Source organism: Spongiactinospora rosea, assembly GCF_003315795.1.
GTDB lineage: Bacteria > Actinomycetota > Actinomycetes > Streptosporangiales > Streptosporangiaceae > Spongiactinospora > Spongiactinospora rosea.
This window is the reverse complement of the sequence record NZ_QMEY01000001.1, coordinates 486,959-510,862: the sequence shown is the minus strand read 5'-3', so window position 1 is coordinate 510,862 and position 23,904 is coordinate 486,959. Positions and strand designations below refer to the sequence as shown.

The 23,904-nt window shown below is 69.6% G+C and carries 26 protein-coding genes; 2 read left to right on the top strand and 24 right to left on the bottom strand.

The window, feature by feature from the left end:
- Positions 1-7: 7 nt before the first annotated feature.
- Positions 8-1,081 (bottom strand): hypothetical protein, encoded by a 1,074-nt coding sequence (locus DP939_RS02670; RefSeq protein ID WP_147267842.1) that lies wholly within the window; start codon positions 1,079-1,081, stop codon positions 8-10.
- Positions 1,082-1,262: 181 nt separating this feature from the next.
- Between DP939_RS02670 and DP939_RS45965 the strand changes: the two genes are divergently transcribed.
- Positions 1,263-1,796 carry a PH domain-containing protein gene (locus DP939_RS45965; protein WP_158578439.1) on the top strand — a complete coding sequence of 178 codons (534 nt, stop codon included), beginning with the start codon at positions 1,263-1,265 and terminating at the stop codon, positions 1,794-1,796.
- On the opposite strand, the gene DP939_RS02660 is transcribed toward DP939_RS45965, so the two are convergent.
- The 4 genes from DP939_RS02660 to DP939_RS02645 all read right to left on the bottom strand — a co-directional run bounded on the left by DP939_RS02660 (position 1,789) and on the right by DP939_RS02645 (position 6,096).
- Positions 1,789-2,100, bottom strand: a complete 312-nt coding sequence (locus DP939_RS02660) for a hypothetical protein (protein WP_113978449.1) — start codon at positions 2,098-2,100, stop codon at positions 1,789-1,791. The two genes, DP939_RS45965 and DP939_RS02660, sit on opposite strands and share 8 nt — an antisense overlap.
- Before the next feature lie 243 nt (positions 2,101-2,343).
- Positions 2,344-2,544, bottom strand: a complete 201-nt coding sequence (locus DP939_RS02655) for a hypothetical protein (protein ID WP_113978447.1) — start codon at positions 2,542-2,544, stop codon at positions 2,344-2,346.
- Positions 2,537-3,157 (bottom strand): hypothetical protein, encoded by a 621-nt coding sequence (locus DP939_RS02650; protein WP_147267841.1) that lies wholly within the window; start codon positions 3,155-3,157, stop codon positions 2,537-2,539. Before DP939_RS02650 ends, DP939_RS02655 begins: the two co-directional genes overlap by 8 nt.
- Positions 3,145-6,096, bottom strand: coding sequence for a phage tail protein (locus tag DP939_RS02645; protein ID WP_158578438.1), 2,952 nt, complete (start codon positions 6,094-6,096; stop codon positions 3,145-3,147). Before DP939_RS02645 ends, DP939_RS02650 begins: the two co-directional genes overlap by 13 nt.
- A gap of 22 nt (positions 6,097-6,118) precedes the next feature.
- Between DP939_RS02645 and DP939_RS02640 the strand changes: the two genes are divergently transcribed.
- On the top strand, positions 6,119-6,388 hold the full coding sequence (locus tag DP939_RS02640; protein WP_113978439.1) for a hypothetical protein: 270 nt from the start codon (positions 6,119-6,121) through the stop codon (positions 6,386-6,388).
- A gap of 16 nt (positions 6,389-6,404) precedes the next feature.
- On the opposite strand, the gene DP939_RS02635 is transcribed toward DP939_RS02640, so the two are convergent.
- The 19 genes from DP939_RS02635 to DP939_RS02545 form a co-directional block, all read right to left on the bottom strand.
- Entirely contained in the window at positions 6,405-7,571 is a 1,167-nt protein-coding gene (locus DP939_RS02635; protein ID WP_113978436.1) for a hypothetical protein, read from the bottom strand.
- Positions 7,568-12,160, bottom strand: a complete 4,593-nt coding sequence (locus DP939_RS02630) for a hypothetical protein (RefSeq protein WP_147267840.1) — start codon at positions 12,158-12,160, stop codon at positions 7,568-7,570. Before DP939_RS02630 ends, DP939_RS02635 begins: the two co-directional genes overlap by 4 nt.
- Positions 12,114-12,323 carry a phage tail assembly protein T gene (locus DP939_RS02625; protein ID WP_113978431.1) on the bottom strand — a complete coding sequence of 70 codons (210 nt, stop codon included), beginning with the start codon at positions 12,321-12,323 and terminating at the stop codon, positions 12,114-12,116. Before DP939_RS02625 ends, DP939_RS02630 begins: the two co-directional genes overlap by 47 nt.
- A gap of 8 nt (positions 12,324-12,331) precedes the next feature.
- Positions 12,332-12,790 carry a hypothetical protein gene (locus tag DP939_RS02620; protein ID WP_113978429.1) on the bottom strand — a complete coding sequence of 153 codons (459 nt, stop codon included), beginning with the start codon at positions 12,788-12,790 and terminating at the stop codon, positions 12,332-12,334.
- Positions 12,791-12,807: 17 nt separating this feature from the next.
- Positions 12,808-13,296 (bottom strand): phage tail tube protein, encoded by a 489-nt coding sequence (locus tag DP939_RS02615; RefSeq protein ID WP_113978427.1) that lies wholly within the window; start codon positions 13,294-13,296, stop codon positions 12,808-12,810.
- Positions 13,297-13,537: 241 nt separating this feature from the next.
- Complete coding sequence (locus DP939_RS02610; RefSeq protein ID WP_113978424.1) at positions 13,538-14,044, bottom strand: hypothetical protein; 507 nt, start codon at positions 14,042-14,044, stop codon at positions 13,538-13,540.
- Between the two features lie 12 nt (positions 14,045-14,056).
- On the bottom strand, positions 14,057-14,509 hold the full coding sequence (locus DP939_RS02605; RefSeq protein WP_113978421.1) for an HK97 gp10 family phage protein: 453 nt from the start codon (positions 14,507-14,509) through the stop codon (positions 14,057-14,059).
- The gene (locus tag DP939_RS02600; protein WP_113978418.1) at positions 14,509-15,003 is read right to left on the bottom strand and encodes a hypothetical protein; all 495 of its coding nucleotides are present in this window, start codon (positions 15,001-15,003) and stop codon (positions 14,509-14,511) included. The genes DP939_RS02605 and DP939_RS02600 overlap by 1 nt, the downstream gene beginning before the upstream one ends.
- A gap of 100 nt (positions 15,004-15,103) precedes the next feature.
- Positions 15,104-15,925, bottom strand: a complete 822-nt coding sequence (locus DP939_RS02595) for a head-tail connector protein (RefSeq protein WP_113978415.1) — start codon at positions 15,923-15,925, stop codon at positions 15,104-15,106.
- Positions 15,922-17,259, bottom strand: coding sequence for a hypothetical protein (locus DP939_RS02590; protein WP_113978412.1), 1,338 nt, complete (start codon positions 17,257-17,259; stop codon positions 15,922-15,924). Before DP939_RS02590 ends, DP939_RS02595 begins: the two co-directional genes overlap by 4 nt.
- A gap of 8 nt (positions 17,260-17,267) precedes the next feature.
- Positions 17,268-18,569 (bottom strand): hypothetical protein, encoded by a 1,302-nt coding sequence (locus DP939_RS02585; RefSeq protein WP_113978409.1) that lies wholly within the window; start codon positions 18,567-18,569, stop codon positions 17,268-17,270.
- 4 nt (positions 18,570-18,573) lie between these two features.
- Complete coding sequence (locus DP939_RS02580) at positions 18,574-18,870, bottom strand: hypothetical protein (protein WP_113978406.1); 297 nt, start codon at positions 18,868-18,870, stop codon at positions 18,574-18,576.
- Positions 18,870-20,075, bottom strand: a complete 1,206-nt coding sequence (locus DP939_RS02575) for a LamG-like jellyroll fold domain-containing protein (protein ID WP_113978404.1) — start codon at positions 20,073-20,075, stop codon at positions 18,870-18,872. The genes DP939_RS02580 and DP939_RS02575 overlap by 1 nt, the downstream gene beginning before the upstream one ends.
- A gap of 28 nt (positions 20,076-20,103) precedes the next feature.
- Positions 20,104-20,727 (bottom strand): hypothetical protein, encoded by a 624-nt coding sequence (locus DP939_RS02570; protein ID WP_147267839.1) that lies wholly within the window; start codon positions 20,725-20,727, stop codon positions 20,104-20,106.
- A gap of 18 nt (positions 20,728-20,745) precedes the next feature.
- On the bottom strand, positions 20,746-21,663 hold the full coding sequence (locus DP939_RS02565) for an NAD-dependent epimerase/dehydratase family protein (protein ID WP_113978399.1): 918 nt from the start codon (positions 21,661-21,663) through the stop codon (positions 20,746-20,748).
- Complete coding sequence (locus DP939_RS02560; protein WP_113978397.1) at positions 21,660-22,217, bottom strand: class I SAM-dependent methyltransferase; 558 nt, start codon at positions 22,215-22,217, stop codon at positions 21,660-21,662. Before DP939_RS02560 ends, DP939_RS02565 begins: the two co-directional genes overlap by 4 nt.
- The gene (locus DP939_RS02555; RefSeq protein WP_113978395.1) at positions 22,214-22,906 is read right to left on the bottom strand and encodes a glycosyltransferase family 2 protein; all 693 of its coding nucleotides are present in this window, start codon (positions 22,904-22,906) and stop codon (positions 22,214-22,216) included. Before DP939_RS02555 ends, DP939_RS02560 begins: the two co-directional genes overlap by 4 nt.
- The gene (locus tag DP939_RS02550; RefSeq protein WP_113978392.1) at positions 22,903-23,655 is read right to left on the bottom strand and encodes a glycosyltransferase family 2 protein; all 753 of its coding nucleotides are present in this window, start codon (positions 23,653-23,655) and stop codon (positions 22,903-22,905) included. Before DP939_RS02550 ends, DP939_RS02555 begins: the two co-directional genes overlap by 4 nt.
- A complete protein-coding gene (locus tag DP939_RS02545) occupies positions 23,648-23,890 on the bottom strand; it encodes a hypothetical protein (RefSeq protein ID WP_113978390.1) in 243 nt (80 codons plus the stop codon). Before DP939_RS02545 ends, DP939_RS02550 begins: the two co-directional genes overlap by 8 nt.
- Positions 23,891-23,904: the final 14 nt, after the last annotated feature.

Here is a 23,904-nt window from a genome sequence, read left to right as displayed (position 1 = left end):
CGACCTCCTACAAGTCGCTGACCTTGCCGAGGCTGGCGAGATCACGCGGGAGTTTCTTGGTAAGGCTCCAGTCGGTCAGTTCACCGGTCTGGGCATCGACGACCATGGTCAGAACGGTTCCGGTAGGCGCTGGCGCCTTGGGGGGCCGGGGGGCCAGGTCGGCGGTGAACTTGCCGGTGGCCTGGATTACGTACGTGGCCTGGTCGGAGGTCAGCCGGGCACCGGGCTGCGCTGCCCTCCTCGTGCTCTTCACCATCCGCATGGCGGGCTTCTGCTCGGCGTTGCCCTTTCCGAGCTTCGCGATAAAGGCGAGGGAGTTCGCCTTCAGATCGCTCATCCTCGGCGCCACGGCGGCGGCCTTTGCCGCGGCCATGGGGCCGCTGCCGCACAGGTCCTGGAGCGACCAGTGCTCGGTGCCGTCGCCGCCCACGTTCGGCTGGCTGGCCATGGTGTAGACGCCGGCGGTGGCCCCGGTCGCGTAGGAGGTGCCTACGGTCCACAGGCTCGCGCCGTTGTATCGGTACCGCAGGTCGATGGACTTGCCGTGGTCCTCTACCTGCGGGTCGGTCGTCTCGGCGCCGACCTGGACGTAGATGCCGCCGTTCGCGCTCTGGTCCGACAGGCCCACCGTGGTGCCGGCGAGGCGGATCGACCACCGGTCGCCTTGCGTCGGTTCCTTATAGAAGCTGAGGTTCTTGAACTCGTATCTGGCTGCTTCCTGGATGTAGTGGGTGTAGAAGCCGCTGGGTGCGGCCTCGGCCCAGAACCAGCGGAAGCTCTGCTGTGAATGGCCGTACACCAGGCCGCGGATGTATCCGCCCTCGATGAAGTAGACGGGATCGTCGTCGGTCCACATCCAAATCTCGTTCGTCGCGAAATCCCCGACCGGGTCGGCGACGTGCAGACATTCGGTCCAGATGCCCAGGCCGACCGCGTTGATCTGCGTCGCGTTGATCGCGGTGTGGGCGAGCGCGTAGCAGTGGCTGCTGCCGTTGCAGTCGGGATCGGCACTGGCCGTCCCAGGGACCGCCAGCGCCGCCGCCAGCAGGGCCACCGCACCGATGGCACGTGACTTCTTCAAACCATCTCCTTGTATCGTTACCGGGCACGCGCGGACGCCTCGCGTGGACAGGGCGGAAAGCCGAGTCGGGGTGGCGGCGGCCACGGCACAATCGAGGCGCGGAAAGTCATGTCGGCCTGTCGCGGCGGGGCGCGAGCGGCGATGCTTGGAGCGTCCTACGAGCCCTTCATCAGGAGCTGCCGTGAGCTATCCCCCGCCGCACGCCATGCCCGAACAGGTCATCTGGGAGGGCACCTCGGCCTCGTTGATGTCGGCCGCGACCGGCGGCCGGATGGCGCCGCGCTACCGGCTGACGACGCACCACCTGTACTGGGAGCGGGGTTTGCTCCGGACCGACGCCCAGCAGGTGCTCGTACACGAGGTCGTGGACATCGACGTCAAGCAGGGCGTTGCCCAGAAGACCCGCGGCGTCGGAGACGTGATCGTGCACGTCCAGCGGCCGACCGGCCCCGAGATGATCACTCTTGAGTCCGTCCACGACCCGCGCGGCGTTCAGCAGGCGATCAACCATGCCAGCCACCAGGCACGGCTACGCGAGCAGCATGCCGCCCGTCAGGCCATGGTCCCTGTGGTGTCGGCACCCACGGGTGTCACGGGCGGCGGCGAGGCGTTCGTGTCCCAGTTGGAGCGGCTCGGCGCGCTGGTTCGGTCCGGTGATCTGACTCGGGCCGAGTTCGAGGCGGCTAAGGCCGAGCTGCTGCGCCGGTCTACTTGATGCCGAGCGCCAGGAGCAGCGCGGCGGCGACGATGGCGACGACCAAGGAAAGGCCGGCGGAGATGAGCGCGGCCACGACCATGCGCCGGTCGGCGGCCTTGCGCTCCCGCTCGGTGCGCAGCTCCTCGCGGAGCTGCACGATGTCCTCCTGCATGGCGGTACGGTGCGCCTCGTAGAGGTCGCGGGTGACCATGACATCGATCGACGCTCGCAACTGGGCGAACCTCTCGCGGGTGTCCAGGACGAACGACGAGAGTGTCCGGCCGACCTCGCCGATCGTCGGCTCTTCACCGGGCATCGTCACGCGGCCTCCTGGTATCGGGTGTCCGGATGTGGACACGGGGTGAGGTGAACTAGAGCGGCGGTGGGCGCGTCACAGATGTGTGAGGAACAACGAACCGCCCGTGCGCGTCCAGCAGGTCGGCAGGAGTGTGACGAAACCGGCGTGGACGATCGGTCAGGTCCTGGCCGTGGTGCTGTCGTGTGGACTGCTGTGGCCGTGGGTGTGGCTACGCCGTCGGCGGGGGACGACGATCACGCGGCACCGTTAGGACTCGACGGTCCCTGAGACGACGGTCGGCGCGGTGTCGCCGCGCGTCAGACGCTCGTTCTCGGCGCGGAGTTTGTTGTTCTCGGCGAGCAAGTCATCGACGGCCGCCGTGAGCTTCGCCACCTCGTCCAGGGCGGCGTTGCGCTGTCCGCGCACCACGTCCAGGACCTGGGCGACGGCCACCGTGTGGTCAGTCACGTGACGTCTTCCTTCCAATCTGGTTGAGCGCGCGCAGGGCCGCGCCGAACTCCTCTGCGGTCGCGCCGTTGGCGAACCGCTCGCGCTGGACGGCGACGCCGCGGTTGTGGCGGATGATGTCCATCTCCCATTGCTTGTCGGTCACCGCCTGCCGGTCGAGGCGGGTGGTGTTCCGGATCGGGGCGAGCAGGTCCTGGGTGGCATTCATGTCGCCGCGGGCGCGCAGGGGTGAGGCGCGCTGGACGACGCCGCCGTCGCGCTGCGCCTTGATGGTCTTCAGGTTGGCCAGCATCGCGACCCGCGCCTCGTCCTCGTTCGTGCGGCCGGGGACGGGGATCGGCATCCGGCCCGCGGCCTGCTCTGGGCGCATCTGGAACTCGTGGAGCACGATGTCCAGCAAAAGGTCCACGTCGTCGGGGTCGATTCCGTATTCGGCGGCGTACTGGGCGAAGATCGATTTGGGGAACAGGCAGCGAAACAGCGGCCCGACACCCACCTCTTCGGGGACCTCGAATACCACCCGCCACATCGGAATTGCGCCATTATTCGCCGCGGTCTCCTCTACGGCTACAACGTTCCATTCCTTACCCATATCACTTCTCAGTTCTGCCAAGCCCAGATCTGGGCGATAATGAAGCCGACGCCTTGCGTCCGCAGCGTCACGCCGGAGTTGGTACGGCCCTGGATCCATGTACCATCAAAAGCCGATCCGGTGTCCGCTGTGAACGATACGCCCGGCAGCGTCTGGAGGGTCACGCCATAACTGATTCCCCAGCTATTCGCGGGCCCGCCGGGGTCGATCGTGAACGATACGATCGCTGACTCTGAATTGTTGTGTCCCCAGTCCCCGTACAGGCGGATCTGATGTGTCGCCTGGAATCGCAGCGCCGCGCCGCCCTGCACGCCGAGTTCCGCCAGGTCGGTACCAGCCGCGACATACCCGCCGGTGCGATTGACCCCAGCCCCATCGAGGAGGCTGACCTGCCATCCGGTGTCGGACATGTTGATCACAGCTTTGCGATTGAAGATCGTCGTCGTGCCGATCTGAAGCCCTGTACCGGCCACAAAAGACGTGATGTAATGATAGTTCGTCGCATCCTCATACATCCGAATCTCAGGGTCAACCCCGAAATTCGGATTGATGACGAGGCGTGCGGCCGACCCGCTGACGGTACTGGTCAGCCGCCCGGTCATTTCGACATCACCGGAACTCGCGTTGGCAAAAAAAGTACGGCCGCCGCTGCCATTGAACGTCTCGACACCAGCGCCGCTCAGCACGACACGCGCGCCCGATGTACCAGTTTGGATGGCGAACGTACCGCCCGAGGAAATATTGACCAGTTCCTGATTGGAAGAGTTGTACATGCGGAGGCCCGCAGCGTCCATTTCGGCGCGCGCGCTCGGCGAAACCCCCGACCTTATGAAGAAGGTGCCAGCGGACGAGATGTTCACGGTCTGGACGCTGCTCGTGTAGGCCCGGACCCCTGACGCGTCGAGCTCGACCCGGGCGCCCGACGAAGCCGACCGCAGCGTGAAGGAGCCGGTGTTGGAGAGGGTCACCAGCTCGGTCCCGGCGCTGTTGTAGCCGTGCAGGCCGGTGGCGTTGAGTTCGACGCGCTGGCCGCTGCTGGCCGTGCGGATGGACGCGCCGATCAGCCAGTTCGCGGAGATGGTGCCTGCCGTGACCTTGGACACGCTCAGGTCGCTGATGTGCGCGTTGTCGATCAGCAGGGCCGTCACCGGAGCCGCGTTCGACGCGGGCGACCGGTTGCCGCTTCGGTCCACCGCGATGACCTTGACGTGCCGGAGCGTCGTGTCCGGCTCGGGCACCGTACCAACGGCGGCGATTTCGGCCTGGATCATCCCGGCGTTCGCCGGGACCTTGCCTCGCAGCGTGGTGGCATCCGGCGCGAAGCCCGAACTCGCACCGACGTGAACCTCCAGGTGGTCGAGGTCCAGTTCGAGGTTCCATTCGCCACCGGACGCCTTGCCGAGGGTATGCGTGATCTGGATGGCGATCAGGCTCGCCGCGACGACCGGCGGCGCGGGCGTGCTCGGCGGGATCGTGTCGGCTTCGGCCAGCGCCGATTCCGTGACCGACCACGCGCCGACGTTAGCCGAGGTGTCCACCGCGCGGATCCGGAAGTCATAGACCACGCCCGGCGACAGGTCGTTGACGACCGCCTGGAGCTCACCCCACGGCGCGTAGGCCGTCTGCCACTCGGCCGCCGGGCTCACGCCGTACGCGATCTCGTAGTGGTGGCCGTCCAGGATCGTACTGCCGTCGGCGTTGAGCGGCAGGTCCCACGCCAGAAGCATGCTCGCCCTCGTGTTGCCCTCGGCGTCCACGTACACGCTGCTCTGGAACGGCAGGACCCAGCTCACCACGTCTGGGATCGTGCTGTCCGGGATCGGCCGCGGCCCGACCGGCTCGAACCCGGTCGAAGTGAGCGACCGGCCCAGCTCTCCCACGCCGACCGTCGTCGAGCCGGTCTCCCACCGCACGAAGTCGGTCAAGTCCAGCCAGGCCCCGGACTGATGCCGGTAGGCGACCGTCATGCCCTCGACGATCGGCCAACTCGCCTCGACGCTGCGCAGGGCGATCGGGTTGATCCGCTGGCCGCGGAAGGTCACCTCGTTCGCAGGGTCGTACAGGCCAGCGTCCGGGTCGTAGACGTACACCATGTCGCCCGGCCGGAAGCTGCCGCGGACCTCGAAGTCCTCGGCGCCCAGCCTCAGCGCGTTGCGCGTGCCCGTGAAGCGGTTGAGCTGGAGCTGCGCGCGGCTTTGGGCGTTGCCGGTCACCGTGCCGGACTCGGAGACGAGTCGCGTACGCTTGACGGCCTGGCCGCGCAGGTCGAGATACGGGTTCGAGGCGATGTTCGCCGCGCCGGTGGCGGTGGCGGCCCCCTCGCCCTCGGCGAGCAGCACGACCCGCGTGGTGAAGTCCTCGACGTCGCGAGAGAGCTGCATCTCCCCCGGCAGAGCCGTCAGCGCCAGATCCCGGCCCTCGGCTCCCCGCCGTACGATCACGCACGTCGGTGTCGCGGCGTAGAGCTGCGCCTGGGTGCCCGCGTCGAGTGTGCCGTTGCCGTTGACGCGGTATTCGGCCCCGAAGGTCGAGCACACGTAGCGGATCGCCGACCGGCGTGACTCCCATTGGTGCCGGCCGGTGTACGCGCCAGGGACCGAGTGCAGGGTGCCCTCGACGACCGCCGTACCTGAGCCGAGGATCGCCCTGATGCTGTTCGCGAAGGACTGGCCCGTGATATTCAGCGGCGACTCGAAGATCTCGCCCTTGTCGTCGCCATCGCCGAGCCAGACCTCCATGCCCTGGCCGGCGATGGCCATGCGGTCGTCGTCGCTGTCGCGCTTGGTGAGGACGCCGACGTAGCGGGCCATGGTGAGGAGCTGGTCGCCGTACTGCGCGGGCGCGACGCGGCCGGGGACGATCGCCACGTGGCCGAAGTAGAGCAGGGTGTCGGTGATCTCTCGCGGGGATCCGTCGAGGGTGAGGGCCCAGGAGCCGAGCCCTTGGACGACCTCCGTCACCGCCACACGATCACCTCAATCTTTGTCGCGAACCCTGGACAAGGTTTCGAAGCAACTCGGGCGCGGCGGCGGCATCGCCGCCCATCACATGAGCCGCGTCGGGCTCTTCGCGGTCGCAAAAGAGTACGGCGTCGATCAGGAGACCGTGATGGGCGTATGGGTCCGCATCGCGGAAGAGAACAAGAACATGCCCAGCGAGGAGATCGACCGGCGGGCGATCGCCACGATCATGCGCGGGCGCAAGTCCCTCGAACTCACCACGGGCGAGCCCACTCCAGGCGAGGACGAGTGACCCGCTGCGCCGCGGGTCACCGCCGCACCGCGGCGACAACCTCCGGCAGCGCGCCGATGTACTGGTCGCGCAGGTGGGCGGCCTGGTCGCCGGACACCGCGCTCCCCCCTCCCGCCACCACCCCGAGCCAGCAGTCCAGCACCGTCGTGCTTGTGCGGGTGATCCCGCCGTTGACGTGCGGGTCGAAGTTCCTCGCCGACCCGGCGATCGCCCGGTTCCCGTCGCCGTCGTTCGTCGAGCGGACCACGTACGACGCGTTGTCGATCATCGTTTCGGCGCTGGCCAAGTAGACGCTGATCGTCCCGCTGTCTCCACGCTGCACGTAGACCTCGACGGTGCGAGACCCCCTGCGCACCGTGAGGTCTACGGCGACCCGGCCCGGCGCGCGCGACTCGGTGAGCCGCAGCGTCGCCGCCTCCGGGTCGTTTCGGAGGATCGTCGCCGACTCCCATGAGGTGATCGGCCCCGATCCGATGTCGATGTGCCAGACCTTCGGCTTCCAGCCGCCGGTGTAGCTGCCGACCTCGATCGACCCGGCGGTGTAGGAGCGCCTGGCCCGCACGAGCCCGTTGGACAGCTCCCACTGGTCGGCGTCCACCGCGGCGGTCAGCCCGGTCAGCTCGCGTGGCGGGTAGCCGGTCCGGATCCGGACCCGGCCGCGCAGGTAGTCCGCGACCGCGCACCCCCACCGCGGCGACACCCCGGCGGGCACCTGCCGGTAGACGATGATCGGGCCGTCCTCCCCGGTGCGGGTCACCGTGCTCGGCGTCGTCGATCCGGTGTAGTAGCCGTACGCGCCGATGGCCGGCGCGTGCCAGCGCTCGCCGCTCAGCGAGAAGTCGTTCGCCCGCACCGCGCCGGTCAGCCGGGATTCCAGGTCCACCACGTTGTCGGGGCCGTGCCGCAGGAGCGACAGCGACCAGTCCGCCCAGCCGGAGTACCCGGCGAGGTCGGTCAGGTTCGACGAGCTGCTCACCACCATGTAGTAGCCGTCGCGCTCGCACTTCTGGCCGAACCGCACGGCGACCAGCGCGCCGCGCAGGCCCAGCACCGCCTCGTGCCGGGCCAGCACCGCCCCGCGCGTGATGATCGGCCACGCCTCACGGCCCGACAGGGTCATCGCCGCCTCGCCGGTCTCGTCCACGGCGTGCGGCTCGGTCAGCACCGTACGGCCGACGATCACTCCTGCTCCTTGTCGAGCTGCCGCAGGCCCTCGCGGACCTCGATGAGGAGCTTCCGGGCCGTGCCGCTGACGTTCCGGAAATCGAGGTCAGCGCCGTTCACGGTCAGATTGAGGTTCTCGATGACGTTCCCCCCTGCCCGGCCGCCGCCGACCGCCACGGGCGCTGGGACGGCGCCGGCGAACATCGTGGCGGGTGTCGCGGCGGCCATGGCCATGGTCCCGGTGATGCCGACCGTCGCCGCGGCGGCCATGCGGTCGGCCGCCGCGGTGACCATGCCGAGCGCGCCGTCCATACCGGCGACGAGCCCGGCGGGCAGCATCTTCCCGATCTCCGCGAACAGCTTCGAGGGCGACTTGATTCCCAGCGCGTCCTTGACCCATTGCGGCATGATCGAGGAAAAGAAGTTGTAAATGGCGTTCTTGAACCATTCCCACATCGAGACAAGCCCATTCCAGAGCCCATTAATGAGGTCACGGCCCGCATTGAATAGAGTTCCACCGAGATTGCCCAGAGCCCCGGCGATCTGGCCCGGAAGATTACGAAAGAAGTTCAGCACGGTATTTATGCCGTCCGACACGGAGCGCCGGATCGCCTCCCACGCCTGGCCGAGCGCGCCGGTCACACGCTCCCACGCCTCAGACCATCGATCCCGGACATTGCCCATGATGGTCGAGATGATCGTCCGCACGTTTTCGATCGCGTTGCTGACCGCTGTTTTAATGCGATCCCAGGTCCGCGTTACGAATGCGACGATGGATTCCCAAGTGCGGCCCCACCAGTCCGAGATCGCCGTGACCACCCGGACGATGACGTCCCGGATACCGGTGACGATCGAGGTGATCCACTGGAGGGCCTTGTCGAACCAGCTCTTTATCGCCGTGATCATATCGGGAATGATCGAATTTCCGACCAGAACATCATAGAGCCATCTGAATGCACCGGCGACGACATCAACGACCCATTTCACGATGTTCACGATAAGCTCGAAAGCCGGAACCAGGATCTTGACCAGGAAGTCCGCGAGCTTCACGACGAGGTCGATAAGGAACGGGAGAATTGTATTGATTAGCTGGATCAGCGGGTCAAGGATAGGCAGGATCGCGACGATCAGGTCCGCAAGCGATTTGACAAGCGGCATCACGGCGTTCAGCAGGTCGCCGAAAAGTTTGGCGACCGTCTCGATCAATGGCGATAGCGCCTTTGCGAGATCGACGATCACGGGCAGAATCGCCTGGATGAGCGGCATGAAAGCCTGCACCAAATCGGCCACAATTTGAATCAAAGGCGTCACGATGGGCAGCAATCCGACGAATGCCTCGACGACCTTGATGATCAGGGGTGCAAGGGCGGTCAGGGCGTCGGTCAGGCTCGTCCCGAGCGTGGTGACGACATCGACGATCACAGGCAGTAGTGGCGTCAGAGCGTTGAGGAGCTGGCCGACCGCTGTCACCAGGATCTCGCCGATCTGCCCTGCGACCTTGGCCACCAGGTCGATCACCGGGGTCAAGATCGGGAGGAGCTGGGCGATCGCCTCCGCGATCCTGATGATGAACGGCGCGACGGTCTGGACGGCCATGAGGAGCAAGTTGCCGACCACTTCGGCGAGCCGGCCGATCGACGGCAGCAGCGGAACGATCGCCTTGAGCAGGGTGGACAGGACCGTGAGCACGGTGGTCCCGATCACCGCTGCAATCTTGACCAAGATCGGCAGCAGCGGCATGGCCGCGGTGACGAGCCCGGCGACCACCTCGGCAAGCTGAGTGAGCACCGGCGCCGCCGCGACCGCGACAGACAGTAGCTGTGCTCCGACCGTGTTCGCGAGATCCGAGATCAGCGGGATGAGCGGGCGCACGGCCTCCAGGAGTGTGCTGATCGCGCCGATCAGTGCTTCGCCCAGGATGCGGGCTACTTGGCCGATCACCGGCAGCAGTGGCGACATCGCCTGGAGGACCGCACGCAGGATGTCGCTGAGCTGGCCGAGCAGCGGGGTGCCGGCCTGGACGATCGCCACTAGGACGGGAAGGGCGGCCTGGGCGAGCTGGCCCAGTGTCGGCAGAAGTGGCGCCAAGGCGGGTAGCAGCGCGCTCAGGAATTGGGCGGCGAGTTGCAGCACCTGCCCGATTAGCGGCCCGATCGCGGCTGCGAGCAGGCCGATCCCGTCCACCACGGGCACCAAGGCGGGCGTCAGGGTCTGGATCGCGCCGGTGAGCGCCGTGGTGATCACCGCTGCGAGCTCCCCGGCGATCGGCAGAAGCGGCGCGAGCGCGACGAGGACGCCGCTGATCGCCTCCCCGAGTGGCTGGAGGGCAGGGCTGAGAGCAGCGATCCCGGTCGCCAGCCCCGACAGGAGGGCCTGCGCTCCGGGCAGCAGGGCGGCGATCCCCTGGCCGAGCGCGACGACCGCAGGCATGATCGTCTGGATGCCGGAGGCCAGACTGCCGATCAGGAGAACGGCCACCTCCGCCAGCAGCGGGACGAGCGGGGCGGCTGCTGTGGCCACGCTGGTCAAGGCGCCCGCGATCGGAGCCAGGGCCGGGCCGATCGCGCCGATCCCGGCCGCCAGGGCGCTCCCCAGGGCCTGGATGCCGGGCAGCAGGGCGGCGATCGCCCCGCCGATCTGGGCGAGCAGGGGCCCGGCGGCCGACAGGATGCCGCCCAGTACCTGCCCGAGCGGAGCCAGCGCCGGCACGATCGCCCGCGCTCCGGCCGCGATCCCGTCGATCACCGCCAGGACCCCGGGCGCCAGAGCGGAGATCGCTCCGGCCAGCCCGTTCGCTGCGGCGACGACCACCGGCCCGAAAGCCGACACGGCGGCCACCGCGACCTGCGCGAGCAGGGAGACCAGCGGCGCGGCGGCCGACACGATCCCCGCCACGGCCTGCGCGAGCGGCAGCGCCGCCCGCGCCGCGATGGCCAGCGCCTCCCCGATCGCGTCCAATGCAGTGGCCACGGCGGGCAGCAGAGCGGATACAGCGGGTCTGAGCTGGCTCAACACGCTGCCGACGGCGACGATGAACGCCTGGAGGTGGGGCAGCAGTGCGGTGACCGCGGCTCCGAGCGTGACCAGCAGGGGTGCAGCTGAGGCGAGGCCGCTGGCGAGCGCGGCTCCCAGCGGGGCCAAGGCAGGGCCGATCATCTGCACCGCGGCCGTCAAGGCGCCGACCAGCGCGAGGACCCCCGGTGCGACGGCGGCCAGCGCGGGGATGAGCCCGGAGATCGCCGCGGTGAGCAGCGGGCCGACCGCGACCGCCAGCTCAGCAACCAACGGCGCAAGCTGCGCGATTCCGGCTGCGATCAGGGTGACGACCGGGACGAGCGTGGCTCCGATCTGCGCCAATGCCTTGAACACGGCGACCAGCGCCTCTTGGCCGGCTGTCGAGTCCACCCACGCGTGCGCCGCATCAACGAGCTGGCCCAGGACGCCGAGCACCCCGTTCCCCGACGCCTGGACCGCGCGGAGGACGCCGACGACGATCCCGCCGAGATCGGCCAGGAGCGCGCCGAGCTGGCGCAGCACGACCAGCGCACCGTCCATCCAGGCCAGGGCCTGTCCTGATGCCGCGATCGCGGACATCCACTGACCAAAGCGGCTGGCGACGTCCGCGATCCCGGGCGCCAGCCCCGACAGCCAGACCGCGCCGACCACGCCGAGATCACGCAGCCCGTCCAGCACCGGCCGGATCGCCGGTATCAGAGCCGCGATGGCATCGCGGGTCGCGCGAAAAACGATCTCGACCGCGCGGACGGTCTCGGCGGCCCTGATGAACTCCAAGATGGCCAGCGCCGCCTGGCCGAACTGGGCGGCCACCTCGCCAATGCCAGCGTTCAAGACGTTCAACAACGGCAACAGCGACCACATCTGGCCGACCAGCGGACCGAAGATCCCGTCCTGAGCCGTGTCCCTCAACCGCTGGAACGCCGGCGCCATCTGGAAGAGCTCGTAGGCCACCTCAGAGGCCGCCTGACTGAGGTCTTTGGTGCCCTCCATGAATTTCAGGTAGTCGCCACTGATCGCCGCGGCGAAGCCATCCGCGATCCCGCTGAGGCCCAGCTTCAACGTGCCCAGAGCCGCGCTCCACAGCAGCGCGGCCCCAGGCAGCGCCGCCAGCGCGCCGGCCGCCGGAGCCAGCGCCGCGACCAGGCCCGCAACCCCCGTCGTCGCCGCCGATGCCGCAGCCGCCAGCGCGCCGATCGCCACCCCGGCGCTCGCGGCGGCGGCACCGATGCGGGCCGCCGCCGAACCTAATCCGGCGAGCGCGCCCGCGGCGCGGCCCGCGATGGAACCGAGGCCACCCAGCAGACCCCCGATCCGCCCGACCTGTGACGCGAGTGAGCCAAGTCCTCCCGCCGCGCCCCCGGCCGCGGACCCGAGGCCGGCGAACGCCGTCGCCGCCGAACGGAGGCCAGTGCCAGCGCGGCCCGCCGCGCCGCTCAGGAAGTCGAAGCCGCCGCCCAAGCCGCGGAGTTTCCGGTCGGTGGCGTCGGCCTGGCGGGCGACACGCTCCAGACCGCGGGTCGTCTCGTTGACGCCGCGATCGACGTCAGCGACCACCCCCAGCCTGATCAGCAGATTCTTGATCGTCGCCACCGGCTTCCTCCCTGATCAGGCCCCAGTTGGGGAGGAAGTCGGAGAGCTTCGGCTTGTTGGTCTTGCTACTGCTCAGCGCCGAGACGACGTAGAACGCGGTGCGTGCGGCGAGGATGTCGTCACGCTGCTGGCCGAGCGCCCCGGTAAGGCGCTCATAGGCCATCCACTCGGTCAGCTCGCGTGATGAGATCCGAGCGAGAAGCTCGGCGACGGTGTATCCGAGGTGCCCGGCGAGGCGGAAGGCGAAGGCCCGCTCTGGCCGGGCTCGGAGTTTCCCGTCAGCTCGTCCATGTCCTCAGCCGTCATGCCGGACAGGCGCTGGGCGACTTTGAACAGCCGCTCCAGCGCGGCGGCGGATTTCGAGCCGAGCTTGAGCACGTCGGCCGTGACGAACATCGGCGACCCGTCCTCGTTGATCGCACACGCCGCGATCAAGCGGGCTCGCGCGTTCTTCAGATTGAGCTCGCGAGAACCGCCCCGGCCGCGCTTGAGCGACGCCTCCTCGAAGGCGTCGCGCTCTTCACCAGCGAGGCCGCGAATGCGGACTTCTCCGCCCCACTCGGGCACCGGCACGTCCTCATAGGTGATGTCGTGGGCCTGCCAGATCTGGTCCTTGCTCAGTAGAGCCATGGGGGCCTGACCTCTCCTTACGCTGGGATGACGATGTCTTCGGCGGGCTCGCGCACGATCGCGAAGGCGACCTGGAGGCGCCCGGCTTCTTCCTCGCCGACGTTCACGAGCTTGGTCGCGGTGGTGACCCTCGCGGGGAACACGTCGCAGAGACGCCCGGCGATGTCGCCGCCGGGCATGCGAATGATGAAGCCCGAGGTGTCGCGCGGGAACAGGGCCCTCGCGTCCACGCCGGACGGGTCGAGGTAGAAGGTGATGCTGGAGTCGTCGGCGGTGATCTTGCCGGGGATTCTCGCGACGAACCGGCTGTCGCCGTCCGGCGTCTCGATCAGCTCACCGGTCGTGGACCATCCCTCGGTCGCCGCGACCTCGCGGGTCAGGTCCGTCCCGGCGTTGATCTCCGCCCGGGTGATCGCCTGGATGTTGGCGACGCTCGGGCAGAACAACCACTTGGACGTGCCGGTCGGCCAATACCTGTTGACCGTGGCGATCGGCGTAGCGGGCATTACTCATCCCCCCTGGTGCGCCGACCCCGCGGCGACTTCTCGTTTTCGGGCAAAGAAGAAGCCCCGGCGGCGGACGGGGCTTGATCGGTCTTCTCGGGTGCGGGTGGATCCGGCGGCGGCTCCTCGGCGAGTCGCCAGCCCGCGCGCTGATGGTGGGATACGGCCTGCCGTGGCACGTTCGCGGACTGGCCCGGCAGGTTCGGGTGGATCATCTCCACGGTTTCCAGCTCCACGGCTCCCCCTAGCTGGCTGCGCCGACGACGACGATCTGATAGGTCACCCCGGACCCGGCGCCGCTGTTGGCGACGTGCAGCAGGTCGGCGGTGCCCGCGGTGACCGCGTAGCCGGTGGCGTCCGGCGCGAGCAGCGCGAGGACACCACCAGGACGCACGGCCAGGGTGTGTTCGGCCGCCCCGAATGGTCCGACCCAGCCGTTGGCCGCGGCATTGCCCAGGACGACGTTGTTCACGTTGCCGACCGCGGCGGACACGATCAGCGCCTTGACGCGGGCCAGGGTGATCGTCGCGCCGAACGGGTCGGTCAGAGTCCCGGCGAGGTCGATGTCCTCGCTGGCCGACGCGGCGAGCGTTCTCTGGTCGCTCCAGATCCGGTTGGCCTGGTTGAGGCCGGCGCCGTCGGTCAGGGTGACCTGCCGGGCCAAACTGAGCGGTGCGCTCGCGGTCGTCAGGTCCTGCGCGCTGGTCAGGTCGGCCGCGAGCTGCACGAGCGCGCGCACGCTAAGAGCCATGAGTGTCCTCTCTCATCGGAAGCCCGTCCGGCGGGCGACGTCGTCCACGACCTCGGCAACATCGCGATCGGTCGTCTCAAACCAGGGCCGGGCGCCTCGGACCAGGAACGGCCGCGCCCGGTGCCCGTACCAGCGGCCGTTCTTGTTGCCGAAGAACGGCGCCAGGAAAATCCCGTCTTCGTCGTTGTTCTCGTACGGGCGGGCATGCGGGGCGCGTTTCCGGTCCACCTCGATGGCCAGGCCGGGATTCCGCTGGCTCAGGCCGATCTTGAGGCGGGTCGCCCGCGGGATCCGGGTGGACCAGGCCGCCCGGAGCCGCGCGCTGATCAACGCTTTGGCACCGACTGACTTGAGTCGGGGCCGCAGCTCCCGGCGGACCTCCTTCGGCATCTTGCCGAGCTCTCGGGCGAACGCCCGGATCTCCTCCGCGCCGCGGGTGTACGTCCGGGTCTTCCTGGCCATCATCAGTACGCCCTCGTGAACGCCTCGACGTGGACTGTAAATCTGAGGAGCGCGACCGCGCCCTGCTCGGTCTGGACCTGAACGAGCTGGTCCGTCGAGATGCGCGTTCGGCCGACAACCCCGCCGAGCGTGCCGTCGGCAGCAAGCTCGGCGGCCAGTGCGTTGACCATCTCGTAGGTGCGATCCAGCACTGGGAGCGGCTGATCATCGTGCCCGTGCCAGCTCGTCGCGAGGCAGATCACGTCGTAGCTTTCCCGGTCCGGCGCGGTGACCCCCTGAGGCTGCGTCCTGTTGGAGGTCACGCCGGGGTCGCCGGGCTCGCCCGTGAACGCGATCAGGACCATCTCGTCCGAGTCCATCTGGCCGACGTTCGGCTGCCCGAGCACGACCGTCACCGGCACCTCGCGGCCCCGGACGATCCGCGGTGGCACGGCGCGCTCGGCGGCGGCCACGAGCGCCCGCAGGCAGGCCGGGACGGTGCTTATGGTCGGCTCCATCGGCCGTGTCCTCCTGGGAGTTCTGAGGTCAAGTTGGGCTTGACCTGGCAGAGGTCAAGCTGGGCTTGACCCTCGATCGGCGAACAGGGCGCGGTCGGTATCAGCCGACCAGGAGCTCTTCCTGGGGCCTCTTGTCGAGCCCCAGGAGCTGCCGCACCGAGTACGGGAGCGCGTAGCTGACGCCGGGCACCACCTGCTCGTCGCCAGCGAGCGACGGGCGCCCGCCGCCGCCGTTGAGCTGCGACGTCCGCCACAGGTGCCCGGTGAGTTCCAGCGCGGCAAGGCGGAAGTTCGCCGGAATCGGACTGCGTCCGGCACGGTAGGTGACGCGCACCCGGCCGTACGACCGCGTCAGCGTGAGCACCGCGGCCGCGCCGTCGAGGGTCCATCCGGCGGTCCCCGCGATCGGGTCGGCGGCCGGTACGACGTCGCCGCCGGGAAGCTTCGTCACTGAGGTCACCGCGATGACCGGGCGCTCCAGGATCACCGTGCAGCCGGAGCCGTCCATGCTGCGCGTGGTCGGCGCGACGTGGCCCATCCGGTCGCTGATCATGCGGCAGGCGGCCCCGACGAACCGCCGGAGCTTCTCGTCGTCGCCCGCGAGTCCGGTCTTCTTCAGGTGCTCCCGCGCGTCGCTCAAGCTGACGAAGGTCACGGCCGCCGGCTGGACGTCGATGACGTCGTCATACGCGCTCGCGTTGGCGCCGGTGGCGACCCAGCGCACGACGTGCAGCCCGGTCTGGACGGTCGGATAGTCGTGGCCGTATACGCCGGTCTCGGTCGGCGCGACCGGGCCCACCGTGGTCACGGTGCCGTCCGGCAGGGTGATCGTCAGTGTCACCGTGCTGGCGTTCGCCGGGTGGCCGTCCGCATCCGTGATCGTGACGGTCAGTGGGACGACGTCCCCGAGGTCGTAGCTCACCGCGCCTCCATCCTCGCGCCGGCGCGCGCTGCGCCTGCCATCGCTGTTCCACGGCGGTCGGTGGCCGTCATGAACCCGCCGGTCGCCGCCGGACCGGCCACGGCCAGCACGTCGAGCTCGGCCGCGGCGTCGGTGAGCGTCACGTCCACTGCCGCGGCGAGCACCTCGACGGCCGCCGCTTGCTCGTCCAGCCCGGCGGCGACGAGCACCGCCAGCGCATCGGCCGCCGTGGCGGCGTCGCCGAGCGCGAGTTGCTCGCCGCGAGCGAGCTGGTCCGCGCCGGCCGCAGTGTCGGCCATGGCCGCCTGTACGGCGGCGGTCAGCAGGTCCGCCCCGGCCGCGACATCGCCGAGCGGCGCGGTCACGGCGGGCAGCAGGGCCTCACCGCCGACCACGGAATCCGCGAGCGGAACGGTGACCGCGACCATCAGCCCATCACCGCACACTGCGGCGTCGGCCAGCGGCGCGAGGCCCCCGACCGCCAGGGTGTCCGCCCCCGTGCCGCTCTCGGTGGTCGCCACCGTGGCCGCGGCGGTCAGCGCGGCGGCCGCGGTGGCGGAGTCGCTGGCGGCTGCGGTCGCGGTGACCGCCACGGTGTCGGCTGCGGTCGCGGTGTCGCCCCGCGCGATGGTGGCGCCGACGGCAAGCGCGTCACCGGCCGACGCCGCATCGGCCACGGCGACGGGTGTGCTGTCGGACGTGGTGCCGCGCAGGGCGCCGAGCCAGGCCGTGCGCCGGTCGCTACCGGTACACGAACCGACCACCGAGCCGGTCGCTCCGGCCGTGGGCCACGAGCGGTCGGCCGCGCTCCAGATCTGCGCGCCGCCCTGCACGCGCCGAGTGAAGCCTGTTGGTGCCGTCCATGTGCCGCCCGACCAGTTCGTCGATAGCCAGACCAGCCGCCGGTCCGGGCCCGCGCTGGTCACCTCGACAGGCGGGCTGGTGGTGATGGCGGCGGTGTCGGCTGCGGAGTCGGTTGGTGAGTCGAACAGCGGGCCCGTGGTGGCCACGTCCCGGTACAGGATCGCCTGCGACTCCTGGTAGCGCTCCTCGCCCCAGGTGAAGGTATAGGTGCCGCCGTCGCTGCCGGTGAGGCGCTTGATCCACACGTACAGGCTGTGCGTCCCGGCCCCGGACGGGATCTGCACCGGCGCGTTCTCAGGAACCTCGAACCCTGGCGGCATCGTCGGGGGGACCGCCAGAGGGGGCCCGTCCATGAACATTCCGACGACGATCGCCATCCCGGCCGCCGCGCCGGGCGGGACCGGCACCGCCGCCTGAACGCCCGTTTCTGCGACGTATCCGCCGATGGCGACGTACGACGGCTCGGCCACGGCACCCCCTACAGCGGTCGGGCCGCGGCCACCCCACGGCGCGGGCCCCGGACGCTCCAGTTCCGGCGCGGGCGCCCGACCGGCCCGACGTCGCGATCCCGGATCACGGACAGTGCGTCTGAGGCGGTCGCGGCGTCGGCCAGGCTGATCGGCGTGACCTCGATGGCCGCGAAGTGGTCTGCGGCGACGGCCGTGTCCATCAGGGTGAGCGCGGTGTTCACGCCGAGCAGGTCGGCCGCGCTGCCCGCGTCGCCCGGCACAGCGTCCACGCTCACGGCCATGGCGTCGGTGCCGGACCCGGCGTCCACGCCCGGCCGGAGCTGACCGCTCACCATGGACTCGGCCGCCGTGGCGGCGTCGCCGAGGCCCACTGCGGCGGTGGGTGTCAGCGTGTCCGCGCCGGCCGCCGAGTCAGTGATCGCCAGGCCCGCGTTCGCGCCGAGCAGTTCGGCGCCGGCCGCCGAGTCCGGCAGTCCTGCGGCGACCGTCACGGTGATGGCGTCCGCTGCGGTCGCGGCGTCAGCGAGCGCGGTGGACGCCGCCACGGTCACCGTGTCGGCCGCTCCGGCACTGTCCGCCGGCCCGGCCGTTGCGGACACCGCCACGGCGTCGGCAGCGGTTGCGGCATCTCCAGCCGGGACGGCCGCGGCGAGCCCGATGGCGTCCGCGCCCTGGCCGACGTCGGTGACCGCGATCGGCGTGACCGTGGGGCCGATCCACCCATCGGTGGAGACAGCGAAGTCATCGAAATACGTAACTGCGGTCGTACTGCTGAATCGGATGAGTTCCTCGGTGCGCACCGTGCCGCTCAGATTGGTGGCGAGGGTGCCCGTGACCGAGGGGGTCGCCGAGTCCTGGTCGTGGTAGACGCGAAGCTCGCCCCCGAGGGTCGTGCTCCACATCGCCTCGACGCGGATCCACTGCCCGAGGACCACTGCCCCGGACACGGTGCCGGTGTTGCCGAACCCCACGTTCAGATCCATGGCACCGCTGGCCGTGGCGTCGATGCCGCCCATGTACGTGCCCTGGGCATCGACCGCGTCCCACAGCCGCACCAGGCTCTCGTCACGGTTTTGCGGCAACCGCACGTAGAACCGGATCCAGATCGACGTGCCCGCCAGCTCGTAGCCGATCGAGGTGAAGGCCGAGGCGGGATATCGACACGAGAGGGTGCCGGAGTGGGCCTGTGCGTTGGAGTAGACGGGGCTGCCGCTGATGAACTGGAGCGCGTTGCCAGAGGTACCGGAGTTGGCCAGGGTGATCACCTGGCCGTTCGTGCCCCCGTCGAAGTTGGTACTGACCGTCGTCATGCGGCTATGTGATGAGGATCGGCCCCGAGTACAGCACGGGCGTCTCGGTGACCGCGGTGACCCGCACCCACATGTGCCACACCCCGTCGGTCGGGGTGACCGTGCCGCCGGGCCCGACCAGAATCCGCGCGTCCGCACCCGAGGGCGTCTGGTTGGCCCAGTCCGCGGTCTCCCAGTCCCCCGAGGTGGGTTCGTCGCCCTGGATCAGCGCGATCTCGACGGTCTCGGTCCCGAGCACACCGCCCACCCACGCGTACACGTACTCGCGGCTCAAGCTGGAGATCGACAGCGCGGCGTGCATCACACCTCCAGCGGCACATCGGTACGGGGCGGGCGGACGGACCAGCGGCGGCGCGGCCCGGCCGCCGACCAGGCGCGGCGCGGGGTGCGCACCGGCCACGCCGTTCGCGGCGGGCCAGGGTCGCCGATCTCCCGCACGATGTAGCTCTGCACGGCCAGCGCGTCGAGCCCGGCCGCGGCGTCGGCGAGCGCCTTCCCAACGAGCTGCGCGCGCTCGACCGCATCGGCCGCGACCGCCGAGTCGGCGAGCGGTACGGCCGCGGTGATGGACAGCGCATCGGCGCCAGTGGCGGTCTCAGTGAGCACCACGGTGGCGCCGGTCGCGAACGCATCTGCACCCGTGCCCGCGTCGGCAACGGGGACCGGCATGCCGCTGCTCATCACCTCGGTGACCGTGCCGGTGTCCAAGAGAGGTACGGTCGCGGTGATCGTAAGGCTCTCGGCAGCCGTGCCGGAGTCGGCCACTCCCAGGCCCGCGGCCACGGCCACACCTGTGCTTGCCGCGGCGGCTTCCGCGAGCGTCACCGTGGCGGCGGCGGTCAGCGCGTCGGCGGCGGCGGCGGAGTCGGCCGGCGTGACCACGGTGACGTCATCCGGATCCGGCTCCTGGGTGACACCCGCTCCGCCGGAGAGGGTGCGCCCGTTACCACTGTCGTCGGTCGTCGATGGGCCGTCGAACCGGTAGTACGCCGCCAGACCCGAGGTTCGGACCGGAGCGTACTGGGTGGCCTCCGTTTCAAGCTCGTCCGCAGTGAGCGTGGCCGTCCAGATCTTCAGCCCGCACACGCAGCCGTTGAGCCACGCGCTCGTTCCGGACACCCACTCGCCGATGCTCAGACTCGCCGCGTTCGTCGAATGGGAGATGCCCCAGAACGAGCTGGAGAAGGAACCGGAGAACGGCGTCGTTTCGTAGGTCATGCGCACGTTCGAGGCGTCCACGGTCACCGCGACGTAGAGCCAGTCCCCCACGTCGGGGGTGAGGGCCACGGGGGGTGTGGTGTTCTCGGTGTAGACCCCGAGTTCGCCAGCGCTGGTGAGTTCCAGCGACAGGTAGTTGCTTGCGCCGTTGTGGATCACCCACGGCACTACACGAGTGTTCCGGTCAACGGAGATCTTGATCCAGCAGGCGACCGTCAGGCTGGTCCGGACGCCGAGCCCGAGGGATGCCGTGTACCGCTGACCAGAGCCACTGAACCGGATCGCCATGAACGTCTACCGATCGAGCGCTAAGTGATCAGGTCCATGAGAGGGTCGCGGTGGCCGTCCAGATCTGGCCGGACGCTTTGGTTCCCTGGTTGGATACGGCGGCGTTGAGCAGCGGCGCGACCTCTGTCGTGCCGTCCGCAGTCCCGAAATCGACGCCGAACTTCCTCCAATCGAAGTTCGCCTGCGATATGCCGAAGGTGGCCGCGATCGTCAACGTCGTCGTAGGCGGCCCGGCGCCCGCCCCGATCGTCCCCACACCCGCGGCGGTCTTGAAGTACTTGTTGGTGCTCCCGGTCAGCGTGGTGTCCGCCGTGGTGACCGCCGTGGTCCCGTCGCCCACACCGACACGGGTGTGGGTCGCGTCCATGGCCTGGGTCGAGCCGGTACCGATCAGCAAGTTCAGGATGCGTGTCCACCCTGCGCTGAGGATCGCGTTTCCCAGGTGCTCCGTCGTCCGGTAGGACGGCACCTTAAGCTCGTGGAACACGTGGCCCTCCGGTGCCGCCAGGCCCGACCGGCGCCGCACCCAGCCGACCGCGTCGGCGTCCCACCGCTCCACCCGCCACAGTGTCGTTCCTCGGCCGCAGTCGGTCGGCGCGGTGGCTACGCCCACGCCCATCCCCTCAGCGGCCGAACCCGCGTCAATAATCACGCGTCCTCCTTGCTCTGATCACCGATAGGCCGACGCCAACGCGCGCCGGACACCGTCCTCGATCGACACCGCCGGCTGAAAGATGCGGTGCATCCGGGCCGGGTCACCGACCCGGTACGCCACCCCGGCCGGGGCGCCCTCGCGCAGCTCGAACCGCGGCCGGTATCCCACCTCGGCGCACACCATCGCGGCGAGCTCGCGCATGCTCGTGCCGCGTCCGGTGCACAGGTTGACCGGTTCGCGCACGTCGGCGTCCACCACGGCCAGCGCGCCGGCCACCAGGTCGTCGATGTGCAGCCAGTCGCGGACCTGCTCGCCGCTGCCCCAGATCGTGAACGGGTCCTCGCGCCGCAGGGCCCGCGCGATGAAGGCGCCGAACGGCCACTGCTCGCCCTGGTCTGTGCCGTAGCCGGAGAACGGCCGCACGACGTGAACGGCGAGCCCGGCCTGCGCCGCGGCGGCGGCGATGCGCTCGCCGGTGAGCTTCATCCAGCCGTATGAGGCATCCGGAGCACCGATGTTGTATCGGTCGAACCGGATCATCTCCTCGCGCAGGTCCTTCGCCGCGGCAAGGTCATCTTGCAGGTCGATCGGGTAGGCCGCGCTGCTGGACAGGTAGAGCACCCGCCGTTGGCCGGTGCGCACCGCCCACTCGAACATCGCGGCATCGAGCGCCAGGTCCAGCGCCAGGTTCATCGGCTGGCCGTCGATCGCCGCCCGGTGTGGGGCGGTGGCCGCCGCGTGCGCCACCAGGTCGTAGCGGCCGACTTCCCCGCCGAACAACCCGGGCGCGTCGCCACCGCCGCGGAAGATCTCGTGTGCGTCGTGCCCGTTGACGATGTCGGCGGCGTGCACTTCCCACCCGCGGTCAAACAGCTCTGCGGCCATGTGGCGGCCGACGAACCCCGCGCTCCCAGTGACCAGAGCCCGCTTCACCGCACCCCCCAGATCCCGAATGCGTACGGAAGGCCCATCGGCCGGAAGTCAGCGGTCGCGTACACGTGCTGCCGCCACCCGGCGGCGGCGAGCATCTCCTCGATGTCCTCGCGCGACCAGGCCCAGTAGTGCTCGGGGTTGTCGTCGTCCCAGGCGTCCACGGGCGTCGAGAGCACCAGCATGCGGGCATGGTCGCGGATCCGGCCCAGCACCAGCATGGGCGCGTCCACGTGCTCAAGCGTCTCCGAGCACACGAACAGGTCCACCTGCGGGATCTGCATGATGGTGTCCTCGATCGGGCCCTGGAACCGGTAGCCGGGCGCGAAGTCGCCGAAGTACTTCGCCCCCGCGGGGACCGCGGACAGAATCGCGCCGTTCCCGCACGACAGGTCCGCCGCCGCAGCGACGCCGTCCCCGGCCATCCACCGGGCCATCGCGATGGTCACATCGACGCGCAGGTGGTGATCTCGCCACCGGCGATGGTCGTGCGGCGTGCAGTAGAGGGCTTTGAGCTCGGCGTCCGAGTAGGCCGGACGCAGGCGCTTCCTGGTCACTTCGGTACCGCGGCGGCGGCCTGGAGCACGGCGAGGGTCTCACGGTGGCCGTTGGCGGCCATGTACGCCTCGAACGCCTTCCTGTCCTGGTCGTAGACCTCGCGCGCGTTGACGCGTCGGTAGCCCGCATCCCAGGCCGCGGTCCCGGCCACCGGGTGCAGGTGCTCGACGACCACGTTGCGCAGGTAGGTGATGCATCCGGCCGCCTGGCCGAGCCGTAGCCAGTAGTTGTCCACGTACATGTGCCGCAGGGTCGGCGGGGCCATGTGCCCGAGCGCCCGAACGACCGTCGTGCTGATCGCGACCTGCGTCGGTAGGCGTACTCCCTGCACGAGGTCGTCGCCGTACACGAAGCCGGGCAGACTGCGTAGCGCGGTCAGGTAATCGAGGTCCCAGCCAGCGGTGCGCGGCCGGTGGTCGTCTCCCATGAAGGCGATCGCCATCGGCGGTCGCGGCCGGGCGAGTACTTCGGCGGCGGCGCGGTTCAGCGCTTCCACCATCGTGGTGTTGGGACCGGCCAGCGTGTCGAGGCCCTCATAGCCGGGCCGTTCGGGGTCGTCGTCATCGATGGCGAACACGAGCTCGGTGCGCAGGCCGCAGGTCTGCTTGAACGTCTTGGCCAGGTCGTGCGCCGCGGCCGGGCGTCCGCGTGACGGCACGATGACGACCAGGCCCTCGCCGTCGCTCATGCGCTCACCGCCGCCATGCTGTCGGCCGTGGCTCGATAGGCCGCCTCGAACACCCGGTACTCCTCCTCGCCCAGCCAGATCTGCTTGTGGTGCGAGGTCGGGATGCCGGTGTGCACGTAGACGGGCAGTCCGACCTTGTTCAGGCGGTAGCAGAAGGAGAGGTCCTCGCTGACCGGCCGGCCGTCCGCGAAGTTCACGGGGTCGAACCAGGAGTCGCCCGCGTCGGCGCGCACCTTCTCGGCCGCCGACCGGTGAATCAGCAGGCATGCGGCGCCCGTGCCCGCGGCCTGGGTGAGCGCGTTGCGCGCGTAGTCGCGCCGCACATGAAAGCCAAAGGTGCCCTTGGGGTCGCGCCCCCAGTCATAGATCGTGGGAAAGGGCCGCACCTTCCAGCCGCACATGCCGTCCGGGGCCACCTCCCGCAGCCCGAAGCACAACGCCCCCACGACCGGCCGCTCCGCCGGGTCGGCCGCCTCGACCAGGCGGTCAACGGTGTCCGGCAGGAATCCCATGTCGGAGTCCACGCACCAGAGCCACTCGGCGTCCGACCGGTCGAGAAACTGCTGAACGATCTCGTTGCGGGCCTGCACCAGGCCGCCCGCGCCACAGCGGAATTGCAGCACCCCGGCGCGGACCACCCGGGCCTGGTTGACCATGTCGTGGGAGATCAGCTTCATCAGCGAGTCGGAGAAGGAGTGTGAAACGGCGTTGGGGTGTAGGTAGGCGGCCAGGACGGTGCCGTTACTCACCCGCCGGGCCGTCCTTCCGGGTCTGCCTGCGGGTCTGCCGCCGCTCACCTGGCGCCTGGGTGGCCCGCTCCACCGGAGGGGCGGTCCGCTGCGGATCCTGCGGATGCTCGGCGAAGAGATCCGGCCTGGCCTTGACGAACGGGTCGTCGGCATCCCATGGCTGGTCACGGAGCAGGTGGACGCGGCCCCCCTCCCAATGGACGACCGCGACACAGGTCGGGAAGACGTACCTCATCGGAACCTCTCTTC

Excerpts from the sequence above, each read along its gene's own strand:
- DP939_RS02625 (WP_113978431.1), bottom strand. The coding sequence starts at position 12,323 with ATGGCCTATGAGCGCCTTACCGGGGCGCTCGGCCAGCAGCGTGACGAC.
- DP939_RS02620 (WP_113978429.1), bottom strand. The coding sequence starts at position 12,790 with ATGGCTCTACTGAGCAAGGACCAGATCTGGCAGGCCCACGACATCACC.
- DP939_RS02615 (WP_113978427.1), bottom strand. The coding sequence starts at position 13,296 with ATGCCCGCTACGCCGATCGCCACGGTCAACAGGTATTGGCCGACCGGC.
- DP939_RS02610 (WP_113978424.1), bottom strand. The coding sequence starts at position 14,044 with ATGGCTCTTAGCGTGCGCGCGCTCGTGCAGCTCGCGGCCGACCTGACC.
- DP939_RS02605 (WP_113978421.1), bottom strand. The coding sequence starts at position 14,509 with ATGATGGCCAGGAAGACCCGGACGTACACCCGCGGCGCGGAGGAGATC.
- DP939_RS02600 (WP_113978418.1), bottom strand. The coding sequence starts at position 15,003 with ATGGAGCCGACCATAAGCACCGTCCCGGCCTGCCTGCGGGCGCTCGTG.
- DP939_RS02585 (WP_113978409.1), bottom strand. The coding sequence starts at position 18,569 with ATGACGACGGTCAGTACCAACTTCGACGGGGGCACGAACGGCCAGGTG.
- DP939_RS02580 (WP_113978406.1), bottom strand. The coding sequence starts at position 18,870 with ATGCACGCCGCGCTGTCGATCTCCAGCTTGAGCCGCGAGTACGTGTAC.
- DP939_RS02575 (WP_113978404.1), bottom strand. The coding sequence starts at position 20,075 with ATGGCGATCCGGTTCAGTGGCTCTGGTCAGCGGTACACGGCATCCCTC.
- DP939_RS02555 (WP_113978395.1), bottom strand. The coding sequence starts at position 22,906 with ATGAGCGACGGCGAGGGCCTGGTCGTCATCGTGCCGTCACGCGGACGC.
- DP939_RS02545 (WP_113978390.1), bottom strand. The coding sequence starts at position 23,890 with ATGAGGTACGTCTTCCCGACCTGTGTCGCGGTCGTCCATTGGGAGGGG.